14 protein-coding genes are annotated in these 14,959 nt (G+C 63.6%); 13 read left to right on the forward strand and 1 reads right to left on the reverse strand.

Annotated elements, in window-relative coordinates; all coding sequences use genetic code 11:
• From L981_RS35375 to L981_RS06245, 3 genes are all read left to right on the forward strand, one after another.
• Window positions 1-279 (forward strand): hypothetical protein (locus L981_RS35375; RefSeq protein WP_210166423.1); only part of this gene is annotated, 279 nt, incomplete at its 5' end.
• 1 nt (window position 280) lies between these two features.
• Entirely contained in the window at window positions 281-991 is a 711-nt protein-coding gene (locus L981_RS06240) for a GntR family transcriptional regulator (protein WP_043613006.1), read from the forward strand.
• Between the two features lie 114 nt (window positions 992-1,105).
• Window positions 1,106-2,068: a dihydrodipicolinate synthase family protein gene (locus L981_RS06245; protein WP_043612977.1), complete on the forward strand. Its 963-nt coding sequence runs from the start codon at window positions 1,106-1,108 to the stop codon at window positions 2,066-2,068.
• 326 nt (window positions 2,069-2,394) lie between these two features.
• Here the strand turns inward: L981_RS06245 and L981_RS06250 are convergent, their stop codons facing one another.
• Complete coding sequence (locus tag L981_RS06250) at window positions 2,395-3,432, reverse strand: Ldh family oxidoreductase (RefSeq protein ID WP_043612980.1); 1,038 nt, start codon at window positions 3,430-3,432, stop codon at window positions 2,395-2,397.
• Between the two features lie 156 nt (window positions 3,433-3,588).
• Here L981_RS06250 and L981_RS06255 point away from each other — a divergent pair, with 156 nt between their 5' ends.
• The 10 genes from L981_RS06255 to L981_RS06300 form a co-directional block, all read left to right on the forward strand.
• Window positions 3,589-5,106 carry an aldehyde dehydrogenase (NADP(+)) gene (locus tag L981_RS06255; protein WP_043612982.1) on the forward strand — a complete coding sequence of 506 codons (1,518 nt, stop codon included), beginning with the start codon at window positions 3,589-3,591 and terminating at the stop codon, window positions 5,104-5,106.
• Between the two features lie 223 nt (window positions 5,107-5,329).
• On the forward strand, window positions 5,330-6,136 hold the full coding sequence (locus L981_RS06260; RefSeq protein WP_043612984.1) for a transporter substrate-binding domain-containing protein: 807 nt from the start codon (window positions 5,330-5,332) through the stop codon (window positions 6,134-6,136).
• 71 nt (window positions 6,137-6,207) lie between these two features.
• A complete protein-coding gene (locus tag L981_RS06265) occupies window positions 6,208-6,873 on the forward strand; it encodes an amino acid ABC transporter permease (protein WP_043612986.1) in 666 nt (221 codons plus the stop codon).
• Between the two features lie 13 nt (window positions 6,874-6,886).
• Entirely contained in the window at window positions 6,887-7,537 is a 651-nt protein-coding gene (locus tag L981_RS06270; RefSeq protein ID WP_043612988.1) for an amino acid ABC transporter permease, read from the forward strand.
• Window positions 7,530-8,252, forward strand: coding sequence for an amino acid ABC transporter ATP-binding protein (locus tag L981_RS06275; protein ID WP_043612991.1), 723 nt, complete (start codon window positions 7,530-7,532; stop codon window positions 8,250-8,252). The genes L981_RS06270 and L981_RS06275 overlap by 8 nt, the downstream gene beginning before the upstream one ends.
• Before the next feature lie 7 nt (window positions 8,253-8,259).
• Window positions 8,260-9,507, forward strand: coding sequence for an FAD-binding oxidoreductase (locus L981_RS06280; RefSeq protein WP_043612995.1), 1,248 nt, complete (start codon window positions 8,260-8,262; stop codon window positions 9,505-9,507).
• A 13-nt stretch (window positions 9,508-9,520) separates the two neighbouring features.
• Entirely contained in the window at window positions 9,521-10,522 is a 1,002-nt protein-coding gene (locus L981_RS06285; RefSeq protein WP_043612997.1) for a 4-hydroxyproline epimerase, read from the forward strand.
• Entirely contained in the window at window positions 10,519-12,210 is a 1,692-nt protein-coding gene (locus L981_RS06290; RefSeq protein ID WP_043613000.1) for an aconitase X, read from the forward strand. Before L981_RS06285 ends, L981_RS06290 begins: the two co-directional genes overlap by 4 nt.
• A 479-nt stretch (window positions 12,211-12,689) precedes the next feature.
• Window positions 12,690-14,639, forward strand: a complete 1,950-nt coding sequence (locus tag L981_RS06295; RefSeq protein WP_043613002.1) for a PrkA family serine protein kinase — start codon at window positions 12,690-12,692, stop codon at window positions 14,637-14,639.
• Between the two features lie 43 nt (window positions 14,640-14,682).
• Window positions 14,683-14,959, forward strand: a 277-nt coding sequence (locus L981_RS06300) for a DUF444 family protein (RefSeq protein WP_043613004.1), incomplete at its 3' end; no start/stop codon positions are given.

Consider the following 14,959-nt stretch of genomic DNA (forward strand, 5'->3'; position numbering starts at 1 on the left):
GTTGCAGCGCTCAAAACTCAGCGCTCCCATGTGGGAAATGCATGGGTCGGCAGAAAGCGCCGGGTCAGCCGCTGGTGCGGGCGGCCCGATTGCACAATCCTGTTTCCAAACACCGCTTTTATAACAATGCGCGTTGTAACCGCGCAGGGCCTTCAACAAAGTGCCGCTGAAGGCAAACACACGTATTTGGATATACCCGCCACCATGCACCCATCATCACGGAAACGGTTGATCCCTGCGGCAGAGACAAGTATTTCTTTTGTCGACAAAGGAATCTGACATGACCGATATCGACACCGACAACAGCCCCATCCCTGAGCGCAAGCGCGGCTCCGGCGTGAAGATGGTCTATGACCTCTTGCGCGACGAGATCCTCGACCTGGTGCTGCCGCCAGGCAGCCCGATCGACGAAGTGCAGCTTGCCGAGCGGCTGAAGATGTCGCGCACGCCGATCCGCGAAGCGCTGGTGCGTCTTGCCGGCGAAGGGTTGATCGACACGCTGCCGAACCGCTCGACGATGGTGGCGAACATCGACTTCCTCAATCTCAATCCGTTCTTCGATGCGCTTGTGCTGATGTACCGCGTCACGACAAGGCTTGCGGCGCAGAACCATAGGCCGGAAGACCTGGCGATCATTCGCGGCTTCCACGAAGACTATGCGGCAGCCGTGCAGACGCGCGACGCGCTGACGATGATCGCCACCAACGCCGCCTTCCATGCGGCGATCGCGGAAAGCGGACGCAACCCCTACTTCACCAGCCTGTTCCGCCGGCTGCTCGACGAAGGGCGGCGTATCCTGCGTCTCTATTACCAGTCCTATGACGAGCAGTTCCCCCAGCGTTTCGTCGACGAGCACGCGGCCATGATCGCGGCGATCGCCGCGCGCGACGTCGAGGCTGCCGATCGGCTCGGCAAGGCGCATGCGGAGCAGATCGTCGAGCAGGTGCAGAAGCTTTTTGCCCGCAATAGCAAGCTCGACATCGCCCTGTAGCGGCTTTTGTATTTTTCTTGTCGACAAATAAAATACAAACGGCTATTGTCTAGATCAAAGGCAGGGGCGTAGGTGCGCCGCTGCCCTGAAGACAAAGCCCGAGAGGAGTTTCAGATGAAGGCTCAGATTTTCACCGGCGTCATCCCGGCGCTGATGACCCCCTGCAAGGAAGACCGCACCCCCGATTTCGACGCGCTGGTGCGCAAGGGCAAGGAGCTGATCGCTCAGGGCATGTCCGCCGTCGTTTACTGCGGCTCGATGGGTGACTGGCCGCTCCTGACCGACGAACAACGCATGGAAGGCGTCGAGCGCCTGGTCAAGGCCGGCATCCCGGTCATCGTCGGCACCGGCGCCGTCAACACCGCTTCGGCCGTCGCGCATGCAGCGCACGCCGAGAAGGTCGGCGCCCAGGGCCTGATGGTCATCCCGCGCGTTCTGTCGCGTGGCTCGGTCGTCGCTGCCCAGAAGAACCACTTCAAGGCCATTCTCTCGGCTGCCCCGAGCCTGCCGGCTGTCATCTACAATAGCCCCTACTACGGCTTCGCCACCCGCGCCGACCTATTCTTCGCGCTGCGCGCCGAACATCCGAACCTCGTCGGCTTCAAGGAATTCGGCGGCGCTGCCGACATGCGCTATGCGGCCGAGAACATCACCAGCCGTGACGATGGCGTCTCGCTGATGATCGGCGTCGACACGGCCGTGTTCCACGGCTTCGTCAACTGCGGCGCAACGGGTGCCATCACCGGCATCGGCTGCGTCCTGCCGAAGGAAGTCATCCACATGTGCAACCTGTCGCGTGCCGCCGCCGAAGGCGACGTCGACGCCCGTCTGCGCGCCCTGGAACTGGAACAGGCGCTCGCCGTTCTCTCGTCCTTCGACGAAGGCCCGGACCTCGTTCTCTACTTCAAGCACATGATGGTGCTGAAGGGCGACAAGGAATACACGCTGCACTTCAACGAGAGCGACGTTCTCTCCGACAGCCAGCGCGGCTACGTCGAAGCCCAGTTCAAGCTGTTCAACAGCTGGTACGGCGAGTGGAGCAAGCTCCCGGGCGCGGTCCAGAAGTACAAGGCCTGATTATCAATATCGGCCCGTAAAACGAGAAAGGCCCTCCTGTTGGAGGGCCTTTTTTTGTGTCGCCCCGTTCAAGACCGCAAGCCGCGTTTGCATCGCAAGCACCAGCCAAGATTTCCCTCATTCCTGTGCCTGTCATAGGTTCCAGCATGTGAAAGAGCCCGTAGCCCCGATAGACGTCGGGTCACTGGATTCCCGCACGGGCGCGAGGATGAAGAAGGCGAGTGGGGGGTCGCCTCTCGCAGAAAAGGCCCTCCGATTGAGAGGGCCTTCTTTTATCGACGGCGATGGCGGCCCAGCGAGGAAACCGCGGAAAGGTTAGCCGTCGCTTACGCGACGGCATCCAATCCCAGAGCCAGCAAGCGGTCGAGTTGCTCCATTTCGGCGGTATTGAGCACGACGCCCTCGGCCTCCGACTTGGCGCGCGCGACGAAGCGGCGCTGCGACGGCAGGCGCGCGCCCTGGCCGACAATCGCCTCGAACAGCACTTCGGCACGGGCAAAGGGGTCGCCCGGACGGCCGGCGGCGAACTTTTCCGGCGAGAAGGCGACGATCAGTTCGCCGTGGAAGGGTGCGAGCGTCGTCGTGCCGAGATAGTCGAGCACTTCCGGGCTCGTCAGGTCGCCGATCATGATGCCGGCGAGAAGCTCAACCATGGTGCCGATCGCCGAACCCTTGTGGCCGCCGAAGGGCAGCATGGCGCCGGCAAGGGCCGCTTCCGGGTCGGTGGTCGGATTACCCTCGGCATCGATCGCCCAGCCCTCCGGCAACGGTTTGCCGGCACGGCGGTGCAGCTCGATCTCGCCGCGGGCGGCAACCGAAGTCGCGAAGTCGAAGACGTAGGGCGGCTTGTTTTCGCGGGGCCAGCCGAAGGCGAAGGGGTTGGTGCCGAGCAGCGGCTTGTTGCCACCGGTCGGCGCAACGGTCGCATAGCTTGGGCACATGACGAGGCCGGCAAGTCCCTCGCCGGTCAGGCCTTCCACTTCCGGCCAGAGTGCCGAGAAATGGGTGCAATCATTGATGACGAGCGCGGCAATGCCGAGCGTACGAGCGCGTTCGGCCAGCGCCGGCAGGCCGAGTTCGAAGGCCGGATTGGCGAAACCGCCCTTGGCGTTGACCTTGACGATGGCCGAGCCTTCCTGCGCATCGAGCTCCGGAACGGCATCTGGCTTCACCTTGCCCGCCTTGACGGTGCGAAGCGCCCCTTCGATGCGGTAGATGCCGTGCGACTTGCAGGCATCGCGCTCGCCGGCGACGATCACTCGGGCCAGTGCACCGGCCTGAATGGCGTTGAGCCCCGCCTTCAGGAAGATCGCCTCGACGCGCTCGAAAAGTGCTGCGATCGTCAGGGTATTGGTTTCGCTCATCTCTCTCCCTCTCAAATGCTGCGCCTGATCCGGAAGGGCCAGTCAGGCGATTGATGTTCTGCATACATATAGTATACAAAGATCCGACAAGTGCAATTCAGCCATGATCCCCTCTGCCAGAAAAGGCAATCCGGGATCGAACGAAAGGATCGGCAGATGGCCTTCACCCCCAAAGGAAAACACCTTGTCGCCGGCGAATGGCTCGACGGCGCGGGTACCTTCGCATCCGCACCCGCCCACGGGCCGGTCCATCAGTTCGCCACCGGCACGGTAGAGCTGGTCAACCGCGCCGCCGAAGCGGCCGAAGAGGCGTTCCTGAGCTACGGCTATTCGACCCGCGCCGAGCGCGCTGCCTTCCTGCGCGCCATCGCCGACGAGATCGAAGCACGCGCCGAAGCCATCACCGAGATCGGCACCCAGGAAACCGGCCTGCCGGAAGCGCGTCTCCAGGGCGAACGCGGCCGCACCACCGGCCAGCTCAGGCTTTTTGCCGACCACATCGAAAAGGGCGAATATCTCGACCGCCGTTTCGATGCGGCCCTGCCCGAGCGCCAGCCGGCGCCGCGCCCAGAAATCCGCCTCATCCAGCGCCCGATCGGCCCCGTCGCCGTCTTCGGCGCCTCGAACTTCCCGCTGGCCTTCTCGACCGCCGGCGGTGACACGGCTGCCGCCCTTGCTGCCGGCTGCCCCGTGGTCGTCAAGGGCCACTCGGCCCATCCGGGCACCGGTGAAATCGTCGCGCAGGCCGTCGAAGCCGCCATCCGCAAGACCGGCGTCCACCCGGGCGTCTTCTCGCTGATCCAGGGCGGCAACCGCCAGGTCGGCGAAGCGCTTGTCCAGCATCCGCTGGTCAAGGCCGTGGGCTTTACCGGTTCGCTCGCCGGTGGCCGCGCGCTCTTCAATCTCTGCGCTGCGCGTCCGGAGCCGATCCCGTTCTTCGGCGAGCTCGGCTCGGTCAACCCGATGTTCCTGCTGCCGGAAGCACTGAAGGCACGCGCCGAAGGTCTCGGCCAGGGTTGGGCCGGTTCGTTGACCATGGGTGCCGGCCAGTTCTGCACCAACCCCGGTATCGCCGTGGTTGTCGAAGGCGCCGATGCCGACCGCTTCACGTCAGCTGCCGTCGAAGCGCTCGGCAAGGTCGCACCGCAGACGATGCTCACCGACGGCATCGCCAAGGCCTATCACGACGGCCAGGCGCGCTTTGAAAGCCGCAACACCGTAAAGCCGCTGGTGACGACCGAATCTTCCGGCCGCTCGGTCTCGCCGAACCTGTTCGAGACATCAGGCGACCAGTTCCTTGCCGACCACGCGCTCGGCGAAGAGGTCTTCGGCCCGCTCGGCCTCGTCGTCCGCGTCGGTTCGACCGAAGAGATGGAACAGCTTGCCCGCGGTTTCGAGGGGCAGCTGACCACCACAATCCACATGGATGCGGCCGATCTCGAGACCGCCCGCCGGCTGCGCCCGATCCTCGAGCGCAAGGCCGGCCGCGTGCTGGTCAACGGCTTCCCGACCGGTGTCGAGGTGGTGGATTCCATGGTGCATGGCGGACCCTATCCGGCCTCGACCAACTTCGGCGCAACCAGCGTCGGCACCATGTCGATCCGCCGCTTCCTGCGTCCGGTCGCCTACCAGAACATGCCGGAAGGCCTGCTGCCCGAGGACTTCCAGGGTTAAGGCACCGGCAGACGCTGCGGGTGGCTTGCCGCCCGCAGCCGCAAGACACGACAGATCGCTTCGCAGGCATCCCATTTCACGAAACAAATGGGATGCCTGCGCGCGTTCTGCGTTATGAACTTATACTTTTTGTATACTAATTGTATTTTTCTATTGATTTGTGCTCTCTAAAACGGAATAGTGCCTCAGCCGTCAAACGGCACTCATTTCAGGGAGAGAGAAAATGAAGACTTCGGTGCTCGCGCTCGGCCTCGTTGCGGCCGCTGCTCTGACCAGCCAGGCCCATGCCGACAAGCTGGATGACGTCATCGGTTCGGGTACGCTGCGTTGCGCAGTCGTGCTCGACTTCCCGCCGATGGGTTCTCGCGACGAGAACAACAACCCGATCGGTTTTGACGTCGACTACTGCAACGATCTCGCAAAGGCCCTCGGCGTCACCGCCGAAATCGTCGAGACCCCGTTCCCGGAGCGTATTCCCGCTCTGATGTCGGGCCGTGTCGACGTCGGCGTTGCCTCGACCTCGGACACGCTTGAGCGTGCAAAGACCGTCGGCATGACGATCCCCTACTTCGCATTCGAAATGGCCGTCACCGCCAACGAAAAATCGGGCGTCAAGTCCTTCGAAGACATGAAGGGCAAGACCGTCGGCGCGACCGCCGGCACGTTCGAGGCGATCGCGCTCGAAAAGCAGGTCAAGGAATGGGGTGCCGGCGAGTTCCGTCCGTACCAGACCCAGGCCGACGTCTTCCTCGCGCTCAGCCAGGGCCAGATCGACGCAACCGTTTCGACCTCGACGGTCGCCCAGGCCAACGTGAAGGGCGGCAAGTTCGCCGGCATCTCCGTCGTCGGCAAGGCTCCGTTCGACACCGACTACGTCGCGCTCTTCACCAACCGCGAAGAATACGGCTTCATCAACTTCCTCAACCTCTTCATCAACCAGCAGGTCCGCACCGGCCGCTACGCTGAACTTTACGAAAAGTGGGTCGGCGGCGAACTTCCGGACCTTACGGCTAAGGGCGTTTACCGCTAATATGCCGTTTATCTGGCGGCGCGAAGTTTAGCTTCGCGCCGCTATTCGTTTCCGAAGAGGTGAGACGAAACATGTTCAGCTATACCTTTCATTGGAACCAGGCGCTGAAGGCCCTGCCGCAGATGCTCGATGGAGCGCTGGTCACCTTGCAGGTGGCTCTGCTCTCGATGGTCATCGGCCTGGCACTGGCGCTGGCGCTCACAGCCTGCCGCCTGTCGGGCAATCGCATCCTCGGTGGCTTTGCCACCGCCTGGATCGAAATCGCCCGCAACACGCCGGCGCTGTTCCAGATCTACATGGCGCATTTCGGCCTCGGCAATTTCGGCATCCACTTGAGCCCGTATACGGCGCTGCTCGCGGGGATCGCCTTCAACAATGCCGGCTATCTCGCGGAAAACTTCCGCGGCGCGCTCAAGGCCATTCCGGACACCCAGACACGGGCCGGTCGTTCGCTCGGCATGACGCCGGTCCAGGCCTTCCGCTACATCGTCCTGCCGCAGATGCTGCGTATCGCCTTCCTGCCCGTCACTAACCAGATGGTCTGGGCAATCCTGATGACCTCACTTGGCGTTACCGTCGGCATGAACACCGACCTTGCCGGCATCACCCAGGAACTGAACGCCCGTTCGTTCCGCACCTTCGAGTTCTTCGCGATCGCGGCGGTCATCTATTACCTGATCGCCAAAGCCGTGACCCTTGGCGCGCGCCTGCTCGCTGCGCGCATGTTCCGCTACTAAGGAGAGGTGAGAGATGTTCAATACCGCCCTCACCCTCGCTGATCTCGGCTTCCTGTTACAGGGCGCCCTGATGACGCTTGCGGTCACCGCCGTCTCCGTGACGGCCGGCACCGTGCTCGGCATCATCTTCGGCGTCGTGCGCAATCAGGTCGGCCCCTACTGGGCCATGCCGCTCACCTTCGTGCTCGATATCTTCCGTTCCGTGCCGCTCTTGATCCAGCTGGTGCTTGCCAACGCCTTCCAGGCGATCGCCAAGCTCGGCTGGGCGCCGTTCACGACCTCCTGCGTGGTGCTGTCGCTCTATACGGCCGCCTATTGCACCGAGATCGTTCGCGGCGGCATCTCGTCGGTACCGCCGACGACGCGCCGTGCCGCCCGCTCGCTCGGCATGACCTGGTGGCAGGACATGCGCTACATCGTGGCGCCGCTTGCGACCCGCGTTTCGCTTCCGTCCTGGATCGGCCTGACGCTCGGCGTCATGAAGGACTCGGCACTCGTGCTCTGGCTCGGCCTGATCGAACTCTTGCGCGCCTCGCAGGTTCTCGTCACCCGCCTGCAGGAACCGCTGCTGATCCTTCTGATCTGCGGCGCCATCTACTTCCTCATCAGCTTCCCGATCGCCCGGCTCGGCGGTTACCTTGAAAAACGGTGGTCCAATGATTGAGATCCAGAACGTTCGCAAATCCTTCGGCTCGCTGGAGGTTCTCAAAGGCATCGACCTCACCGTCAACAAGGGCGAGGTGCTGACCATCATTGGCGGCTCCGGTTCCGGAAAGTCGACGCTGCTCACCTGCATCAACGGTCTCGAGCCGATCGATTCCGGCCGCATCCTGGTCGACGGCACCGAGGTCCACGCGAAATCGACGAACCTCAACAAGCTGCGCAGCAAGCTCGGCATCGTCTTCCAGCAATTCAATGCTTTCCCGCACCTGACCGTGCTTGAAAACGTCACGCTGGCGCCGCGCAAGGTGCTCGGTCTTTCCAAGGAGAAGGCCGAGGAGATCGCCGTCAAGCAACTCACCCACGTCGGCCTCGGCGAGAAGCTCGGCGTCTACCCGACCCGCATGTCGGGCGGCCAGCAGCAGCGCATGGCGATCGCCCGCGCGCTCGCCATGTCGCCGGAATACATGCTGTTCGACGAAGTGACTTCGGCGCTCGACCCACAGCTCGTCGGCGAAGTGCTCGACACGCTGCGCATGCTGGCGTCCGAAGGCATGACGATGATCTGCGTCACCCACGAGATGAAGTTTGCCCGCGAAGTCTCCGACCGCGTCGCCTTCTTCCACAAGGGCGTGATGGCGGAAATCGCCGCACCGGAGGCGCTCTTCGGCGCGCCGAAGGATCCGGAACTCCAGAAGTTCCTGGCAGCGACGCACTGAGCCGATCATGAAGAATGCAGTTCAGCCTGACGTCATCGTCATCGGCGCCGGCGTTGTCGGCCTTTCTGCGGCGATCGCCGCCCAGGCACGGGGACTTTCCGTCACCGTGCTCGACCGGGAAGGTCCGGCAGCAGGTGCCTCGGCGGGCAATGCCGGGGCCTTCGCCTTCACCGACATCCTGCCGCTCGCTTCGCCCGGCATCCTGAAGAAGGCGCCGAAGTGGCTGCTCGACCCGCTTGGGCCCTTGAGCGTGCCACCGGCCTATGCGGCACAGATCGCGCCGTGGATGTTCCGCTTCTGGCGCGCCTGCTCGGCAAGCCGCGTGGCCCATTCGACGACCGCCCAGACGGCGATGATGGACCTCTCCAAGGCCGAGCTCGAGCCTTTCCTGGCAGAGACCAACACGCTGCCGATGCTGCGCAAGGAAGGCAATCTGCAGGTCTATGAAAGCGAAGCCGAGCTGAAGGCCTCTCTTCCCGGCTGGACCGCGCGCGCCGAACACGGCATCGAATTCCGGCACATGGGTGCGGCCGAGATGGCCGAGATCCAGCCCGGTCTCGCATCGCGCTTCACCCATGGCACCTTTACCCCCGGCTGGTATTCGATCGCCGATCCCAAGCTCTACACGCTGGCGCTGGCAGACCATTTCCGCGCCAAGGGCGGCGTGATCGAGCGCGCCGAGGTCACGGCGCTGAAGCCTGTCGAAGGCGGCGTCGAACTGACGGCCGACGGCAAGACCCGGCGGACGGAGCAGGTCGTGCTTTCAGCCGGCGCGTTCTCGCACCAGGTCGCCCGCACGCTTGGCGAGCGCATCCCGCTCGAAACCGAGCGCGGCTACAATACCACCCTGCCGCAGGATGCCTTTGACCTGCGCACGCAGGTCACCTTCGGCGGCCACGGCTTCGTCGTGACGCGGCTTTCGACCGGCATCCGCGTCGGCGGCGCCGTCGAACTCGGCGGACTGAAGTTGCCGCCGAACTTCCGCCGCTCGGAGGCAATGCTGAAGAAGGCGCAGACCTTCCTGCCCGGCTTCAAGACCGAGGGCGGCGTGCAATGGATGGGTTTCCGCCCGTCGCTGCCCGACAGCCTGCCGGCGATCGGCCGCGCCCGCGCCACGGGCCGCGTCGTCTACGCTTTCGGCCACGGCCATCTCGGTCTGACGCAATCGGCCGGCACCGCCCGGCTCGTTGCCGACCTGCTCACCGGCCGGCGGCCGGCGATCGACATCAGCTCCTTCTCGCCCCAACGTTTCTGACAGAGTTTAGACCATGGCCAACCACACCTTCTCCTGCATCGACGGCCACACCTGCGGCAATCCGGTCCGCCTCGTTTCCGGCGGCGGGCCACGACTCGAAGGCGCCAACATGCTGGAGAAGCGGGCGCATTTCCTGCGCGAGTTCGACTGGATCCGTACCGGCCTGATGTTTGAGCCGCGCGGCCACGACATGATGTCGGGTTCGATCCTCTATCCGCCGACCCGGCCGGACTGCGACGTGGCGGTGCTCTTCATCGAAACGTCGGGCTGCCTGCCGATGTGCGGCCACGGCACGATCGGCACCATTACCATGGCGATCGAAAACGGCCTGATCACCCCGCGCGAGCCGGGCAAGCTTTCGATCGACGCGCCGGCCGGCAAGGTCGACATCACCTATCGCCAGGAAGGCCGCTTCGTCGAAGAAGTGCGCCTCACCAACGTGCCGGGCTTCCTCTACGCCGAGGGGCTGACGGCCGAGGTCGAGGGTCTAGGCGAGATCGTCGTCGACGTCGCCTACGGTGGCAACTTCTACGCCATCGTCGAGCCGCAGAAAAATTTCCGCGACATGGCCGACCACACCGCCGGCGAACTTGTCGGCTGGAGCCCGAAGCTGCGCGCGGCGCTCAACGCCAACTACGAGTTCGTGCATCCGGAGCACCCGGAAATTCAGGGCCTCAGCCACATCCAGTGGACCGGCAAACCGACAAACGCCGAGGCGCATGCGCGCAACGCCGTCTTCTACGGCGAAAAGGCGATCGACCGCTCGCCCTGCGGCACCGGCACATCGGCGCGCATGGCCCAGCTTGCCGCCAAGGGCAAGCTCAAGGTCGGCGACGAGTTCGTGCACGAGTCGATCATCGGCTCGCTGTTCAAGGGCCGCGTCGAGGCGGCGACCAAGGTTGCCGACCGCGACGCCATCATTCCTTCGATCGCCGGCTGGGCCCGCATGACCGGCATCAACACGATCTTCATCGATGACCGCGACCCCTTTGCCCATGGATTTGTCGTAAAATGACCCAATCGATCTCCGCCCGCAGCATTCTTTCCGGCTCCGCCGATGGCCCCATCATCGCCACTGAGGAGGCGTTGAGTTTCTGGGGCGGGGTCGATCCGGCAACGGGCCGGGTGATCGACGTGCACCATCCGCTGCACGGCCTCTGTTTGACCGGCGGCATCCTGATGATGCCGTCGAGCCGCGGTTCCTGCACCGGTTCGGGCGTCCTGCTCGACATGGCGCTGACCGGCCGTGCGCCTGCGGCCCTTGTCTTCTCGGAAGCCGAGGACGTGCTGACGCTCGGCGCGCTGATCGCGGCCGAAATGTTCGGAAAATCCCTGCCGGTGCTTCGGCTTTCGCGCGACGCCTTCAAGGCGCTCTCGCAGGCAAAGACCGCGCGCATCAGCGATACGGCAATCGAAGCCGATGGCCTGACAATTCCGGTCGCTCCGCCGGCAACGACAGCGCTCGACCTTTCCGACGACGATCGCGCCATGCTCGACGGTCGTGACGGCATCGCCGTGCAACAGGCAATGCGCATCATCGCGGCGATGGCGGCGCAGCAGGGCGCGGAAAAACTGATCGACGTGGTCCAGGGCCATATCGACGGCTGCATCTATGCGAGCCCCGCCAACCTCACCTTCGCCGAGAAGATGGCAGACATGGGCGCCAAGGTTCGGGTGCCGACGACGATGAACGCGATCTCCGTCGACCGCGCCAACTGGCAGGCACAGGGTGTACCGGAATCGTTCGGCGACCCGGCGGCCAGGCTTGCCGACGCCTATGTACGCATGGGCTGCCGCCCGACTTTCACCTGCTCACCCTATCTGCTCGACAGCGCGCCGAAGTCCGGCGAAGCGATCGCCTGGGCAGAATCCAATGCGGTGATCTTCGCCAACACCGTGCTTGGCGCGCGTACGGCGAAGCACCCTGATTTTCTCGACCTCTGCATCGCGCTGACCGGTCGCGCACCGCTCTCGGGCGTCTATCTCGACGCGCCGCGCAAGGCGACGCGCATCATCGACGTGGAGCTGCCTGACAATATCGACGATGCCTTCTGGCCGTTGATCGGCTACCTCGCTGGCAAGGCCGCGCCCGACCGCATTCCGCTGTTGCGCGGTCTTGCATCGGCACGCCCGTCGCGTGACGACCTCAAGGCGCTTTGCGCCGCCTTCGGCACCACGTCTGCATCCCCGATGCTGCATGTGGAGGGCGTGACCCCGGAAGCGGAAGGCGCCGCGGCTAAGGATGCCGACCGCACGACGATCACCCGCGCCGACATGGCCGCTGCCTGGTCGCTCCTGAACGACGGTCCGGAGGAGGTCGAACTCGTCGCCATCGGCAGCCCGCATGCGTCGCTCGAGGAATGCCGCACGCTGGCCACGGCCTTCGACGGCCGCAAACGCGACAGCAACGTCGCCGTCATCGTCACCGCCGGACGAGACGCGATTACCGCCGCGCGCGACGAAGGTCTGCTTGCCCGCCTTGAAGAAAGCGGCATCCAGGTGCTGCCAGATCTTTGCTGGTGCTCGATTTCGGAGCCGGTGTTCCCGACGAAGACACGGGCACTGATGACCAATTCCGGCAAATACGCCCATTACGGCCCCGGTCTTTCCGGCCGCGCCGTGCGCTTCAGCAACCTTGCCGATTGCGTCGAGGCGGCGCTCACCGGCCGTGTTCCGGCGCGCCTGCCGGCCTGGCTCGCCTAACGCCTTTCCCCCCTCGCTCAAGCGCCGCTGCGTGGCGGCGCTACCGAGCACGCCTATGCCGAAGCACGGGCCGCCATCGCGCCGCCGGTGTTGAAGACAACTTATCCATGGTTGCAGCGCCGGGCGTCGGCCATGTCGGGGCCGCCACCATGGGCGACGCGGCCCTGGCCACCCATGTTCGCCGCCTTGGCGACCCCGGCGGCGGCTGACGCAACCGAACGTGGCGCCGACACAGAAAACGCCGGGTCACACGCGGCGCCAAGCGCGCTTGCGCCCGCCTCCAACGCCGCGTGACCGCCGCTTCGATCAGGTTTTCGTGATGCCGCAGTCACGATTTTTCATTCATTGAAACAACCCCTTCGAGAATCACGAGAAAGCGAGTACTCTGAAGGAACATTGCGCATGGGACGCCGTTTATTCGAATGAGCGAGCCGATAAGCAGCGATCCCCGTCTCAGCCAGCGGCCGCGGGAGAGCATGATGCAAAAGAGCGAATGCGACGTTTTTGATCTCTTCTCGGAGATCTATACAAGTGCAGCGCAAGAAGAAATCAGCCTTCAAGAATACCTTCTGGCATGTCGTGACGACAAAAGCATGTATGCCACCGCGCAAGAGCGGATGGTTACAGCCATAGGTAATCCAACCCTCATCGATACCAGCGCGGACGAACGTCTCGGCCGCATCTTCTCAAACCGGACCGTCAAGATCTATCCATCCTTCGCCGACTTCTACGGCATGGAGGATACGATCGAGCGCATCGTCGGCTACTTCCGCTATGCAGCGCAAGGGCTGGAGGAGCGCAAGCAGATCCTCTACCTGCTCGGCCCGGTCGGCGGCGGCAAGTCTTCGCTCGCCGAGCGCCTGAAAAAACTGATGGAACTTCAGCCGATCTACACGCTGGCGGTCGGCGGCAAGGTCAGCCCAGTCTTTGAATCGCCGCTCGGCCTCTTCCATCCCGACCGCATGGCCGATCTGCTCGAAGACAAATACGGCATCGGCCGACGCCGGCTGACCGGCCTCATCTCGCCCTGGGCGACGAAGCGGCTCGACGAAGTCGATGGCGACATCTCGAAATTCAGCGTCGTCAAGCTGATGCCGTCGCGGCTGCGCCAGGTGGCGATCGCCAAGACCGAGCCCGGCGACGAGAACAATCAGGACGTTTCCTCGCTGGTCGGCAAGGTCGACATCCGCCAGCTCGAAAACTACAGCCAGGCCGATCCCGACGCCTACTCCTACAGCGGCGGGCTCAACCGCACGACGCAAGGCCTGCTCGAATTCGTCGAAATGTTCAAGGCGCCGATCAAGGTGCTGCATCCGCTTTTGACCGCCACCCAGGAAGGCAACTACAACGGCACCGAAAGCTTCGGTGGCTTCCCCTATCAGGGCATCGTCGTTGCGCATTCCAACGAATCCGAGTGGCTGCAGTTCAAGAACAACAAGAACAACGAGGCCTTCCTCGACCGCATCCTCGTGGTCAAAGTACCTTACTGCCTGCGCGTCACTGAAGAGCGGCAAATCTACGAGAAGCTTTTGCGCGAAAGCGAGCTGACCAAGAGCCCCTGCGCACCGGAAGTGCTGGAAAGCCTCAGCCGCTTCACCGTTTCCACCCGCCTTGCCCGTCACGAGAACTCGCCGCTCTATACCAAGATGCGGGTCTATGACGGCGAGAACCTGAAGGACACCGATCCCAAGGCGAAGTCCGTTCAGGAATATCGCGACGCCGCCGGTGTCGACGAAGGCATGACCGGCATCAGCACCCGCTTTGCCTTCAAGGTTCTGTCGGAAACCTTCAACTACGACACCAAGGAGGTCGCGGCCGATCCCGTGCATCTCATGTACATTCTGGAACAGGCGATCCGCCGCGAACAGTTCCCGAAGGAGACGGAAGCGAGCTACCTCGACTTCATCAAGTCCGAGCTGGCCTCGCGCTACGCCGAGTTCATCGGCCACGAAATACAGAAGGCCTATCTCGAATCCTACAGCGAATACGGCCAGAACCTGTTCGATCGCTACATCGCCTATGCCGACGCCTGGCTCGAAGATCAGGACTTCAAGGATCCGGATACCGGACAGATCCTCAACCGTGAGATCCTCGACAGCGAGTTGTCGCAGATCGAAAAGCCGGCCGGCATCGCCAATCCCAAGGACTTCCGCAACGAGGTCGTCAAGTTCACCCTGCGCGCCCGCGCCAAGAACCATGGGAAGAATCCCTCCTGGACCAGCTACGAAAAGCTTCGCGACGTGATCGAGAAGCGCATGTTCGGCCAGGTCGAGGACCTGCTTCCGGTCATCAGCTTCGGCTCGAAGAAGGACAGCGCATCCGAAAAGCAACACGCCGAGTTCGTCCAACGCATGACGGAACGCGGCTACACGGAGCGTCAGGTCCGACGACTGGTCGACTGGTACATGCGGGTCAACAAGGCGGGCTGACGATGCCGAAACAGGGGATTGGGCCGAAGCAGGGGATTGGTATATGCCGAATTTCATCGACCGGCGGCTCAATCCGAAGGATAAGAGCCTCGGCAATCGACAGCGCTTTCTGAAGCGGGCCCGCGAAGAGCTCAAGCGGGTTATCAAGGATCAGGTCAAGTCCGACAGGATCATCGACGTCGACGCCGCCCATGGCGTGCCGATGCCGACCGATGGTGCCAGCGAGCCCACGTTCCAGCCGTCCCGCGGCTCCGGCGAACGCAACTACGTTCTTCCCGGCAACAAGGAGTTTTCGGCAGGCGACCGCCTGCCGAAACCGG

It is taken from the genome of Ensifer sp. ZNC0028, from assembly GCF_000799055.1.
Taxonomy (GTDB): Bacteria; Pseudomonadota; Alphaproteobacteria; order Rhizobiales; family Rhizobiaceae; genus Ensifer.

Coding starts and splice junctions, on each gene's coding strand:
- L981_RS06240 (WP_043613006.1), top strand. CDS start 281: ATGACCGATATCGACACCGACAACAGCCCCATCCCTGAGCGCAAGCGC.
- L981_RS06245 (WP_043612977.1), top strand. CDS start 1,106: ATGAAGGCTCAGATTTTCACCGGCGTCATCCCGGCGCTGATGACCCCC.
- L981_RS06250 (WP_043612980.1), bottom strand. CDS start 3,432: ATGAGCGAAACCAATACCCTGACGATCGCAGCACTTTTCGAGCGCGTC.
- L981_RS06255 (WP_043612982.1), top strand. CDS start 3,589: ATGGCCTTCACCCCCAAAGGAAAACACCTTGTCGCCGGCGAATGGCTC.
- L981_RS06260 (WP_043612984.1), top strand. CDS start 5,330: ATGAAGACTTCGGTGCTCGCGCTCGGCCTCGTTGCGGCCGCTGCTCTG.
- L981_RS06265 (WP_043612986.1), top strand. CDS start 6,208: ATGTTCAGCTATACCTTTCATTGGAACCAGGCGCTGAAGGCCCTGCCG.
- L981_RS06270 (WP_043612988.1), top strand. CDS start 6,887: ATGTTCAATACCGCCCTCACCCTCGCTGATCTCGGCTTCCTGTTACAG.
- L981_RS06275 (WP_043612991.1), top strand. CDS start 7,530: ATGATTGAGATCCAGAACGTTCGCAAATCCTTCGGCTCGCTGGAGGTT.
- L981_RS06280 (WP_043612995.1), top strand. CDS start 8,260: ATGAAGAATGCAGTTCAGCCTGACGTCATCGTCATCGGCGCCGGCGTT.
- L981_RS06285 (WP_043612997.1), top strand. CDS start 9,521: ATGGCCAACCACACCTTCTCCTGCATCGACGGCCACACCTGCGGCAAT.
- L981_RS06290 (WP_043613000.1), top strand. CDS start 10,519: ATGACCCAATCGATCTCCGCCCGCAGCATTCTTTCCGGCTCCGCCGAT.
- L981_RS06295 (WP_043613002.1), top strand. CDS start 12,690: ATGCAAAAGAGCGAATGCGACGTTTTTGATCTCTTCTCGGAGATCTAT.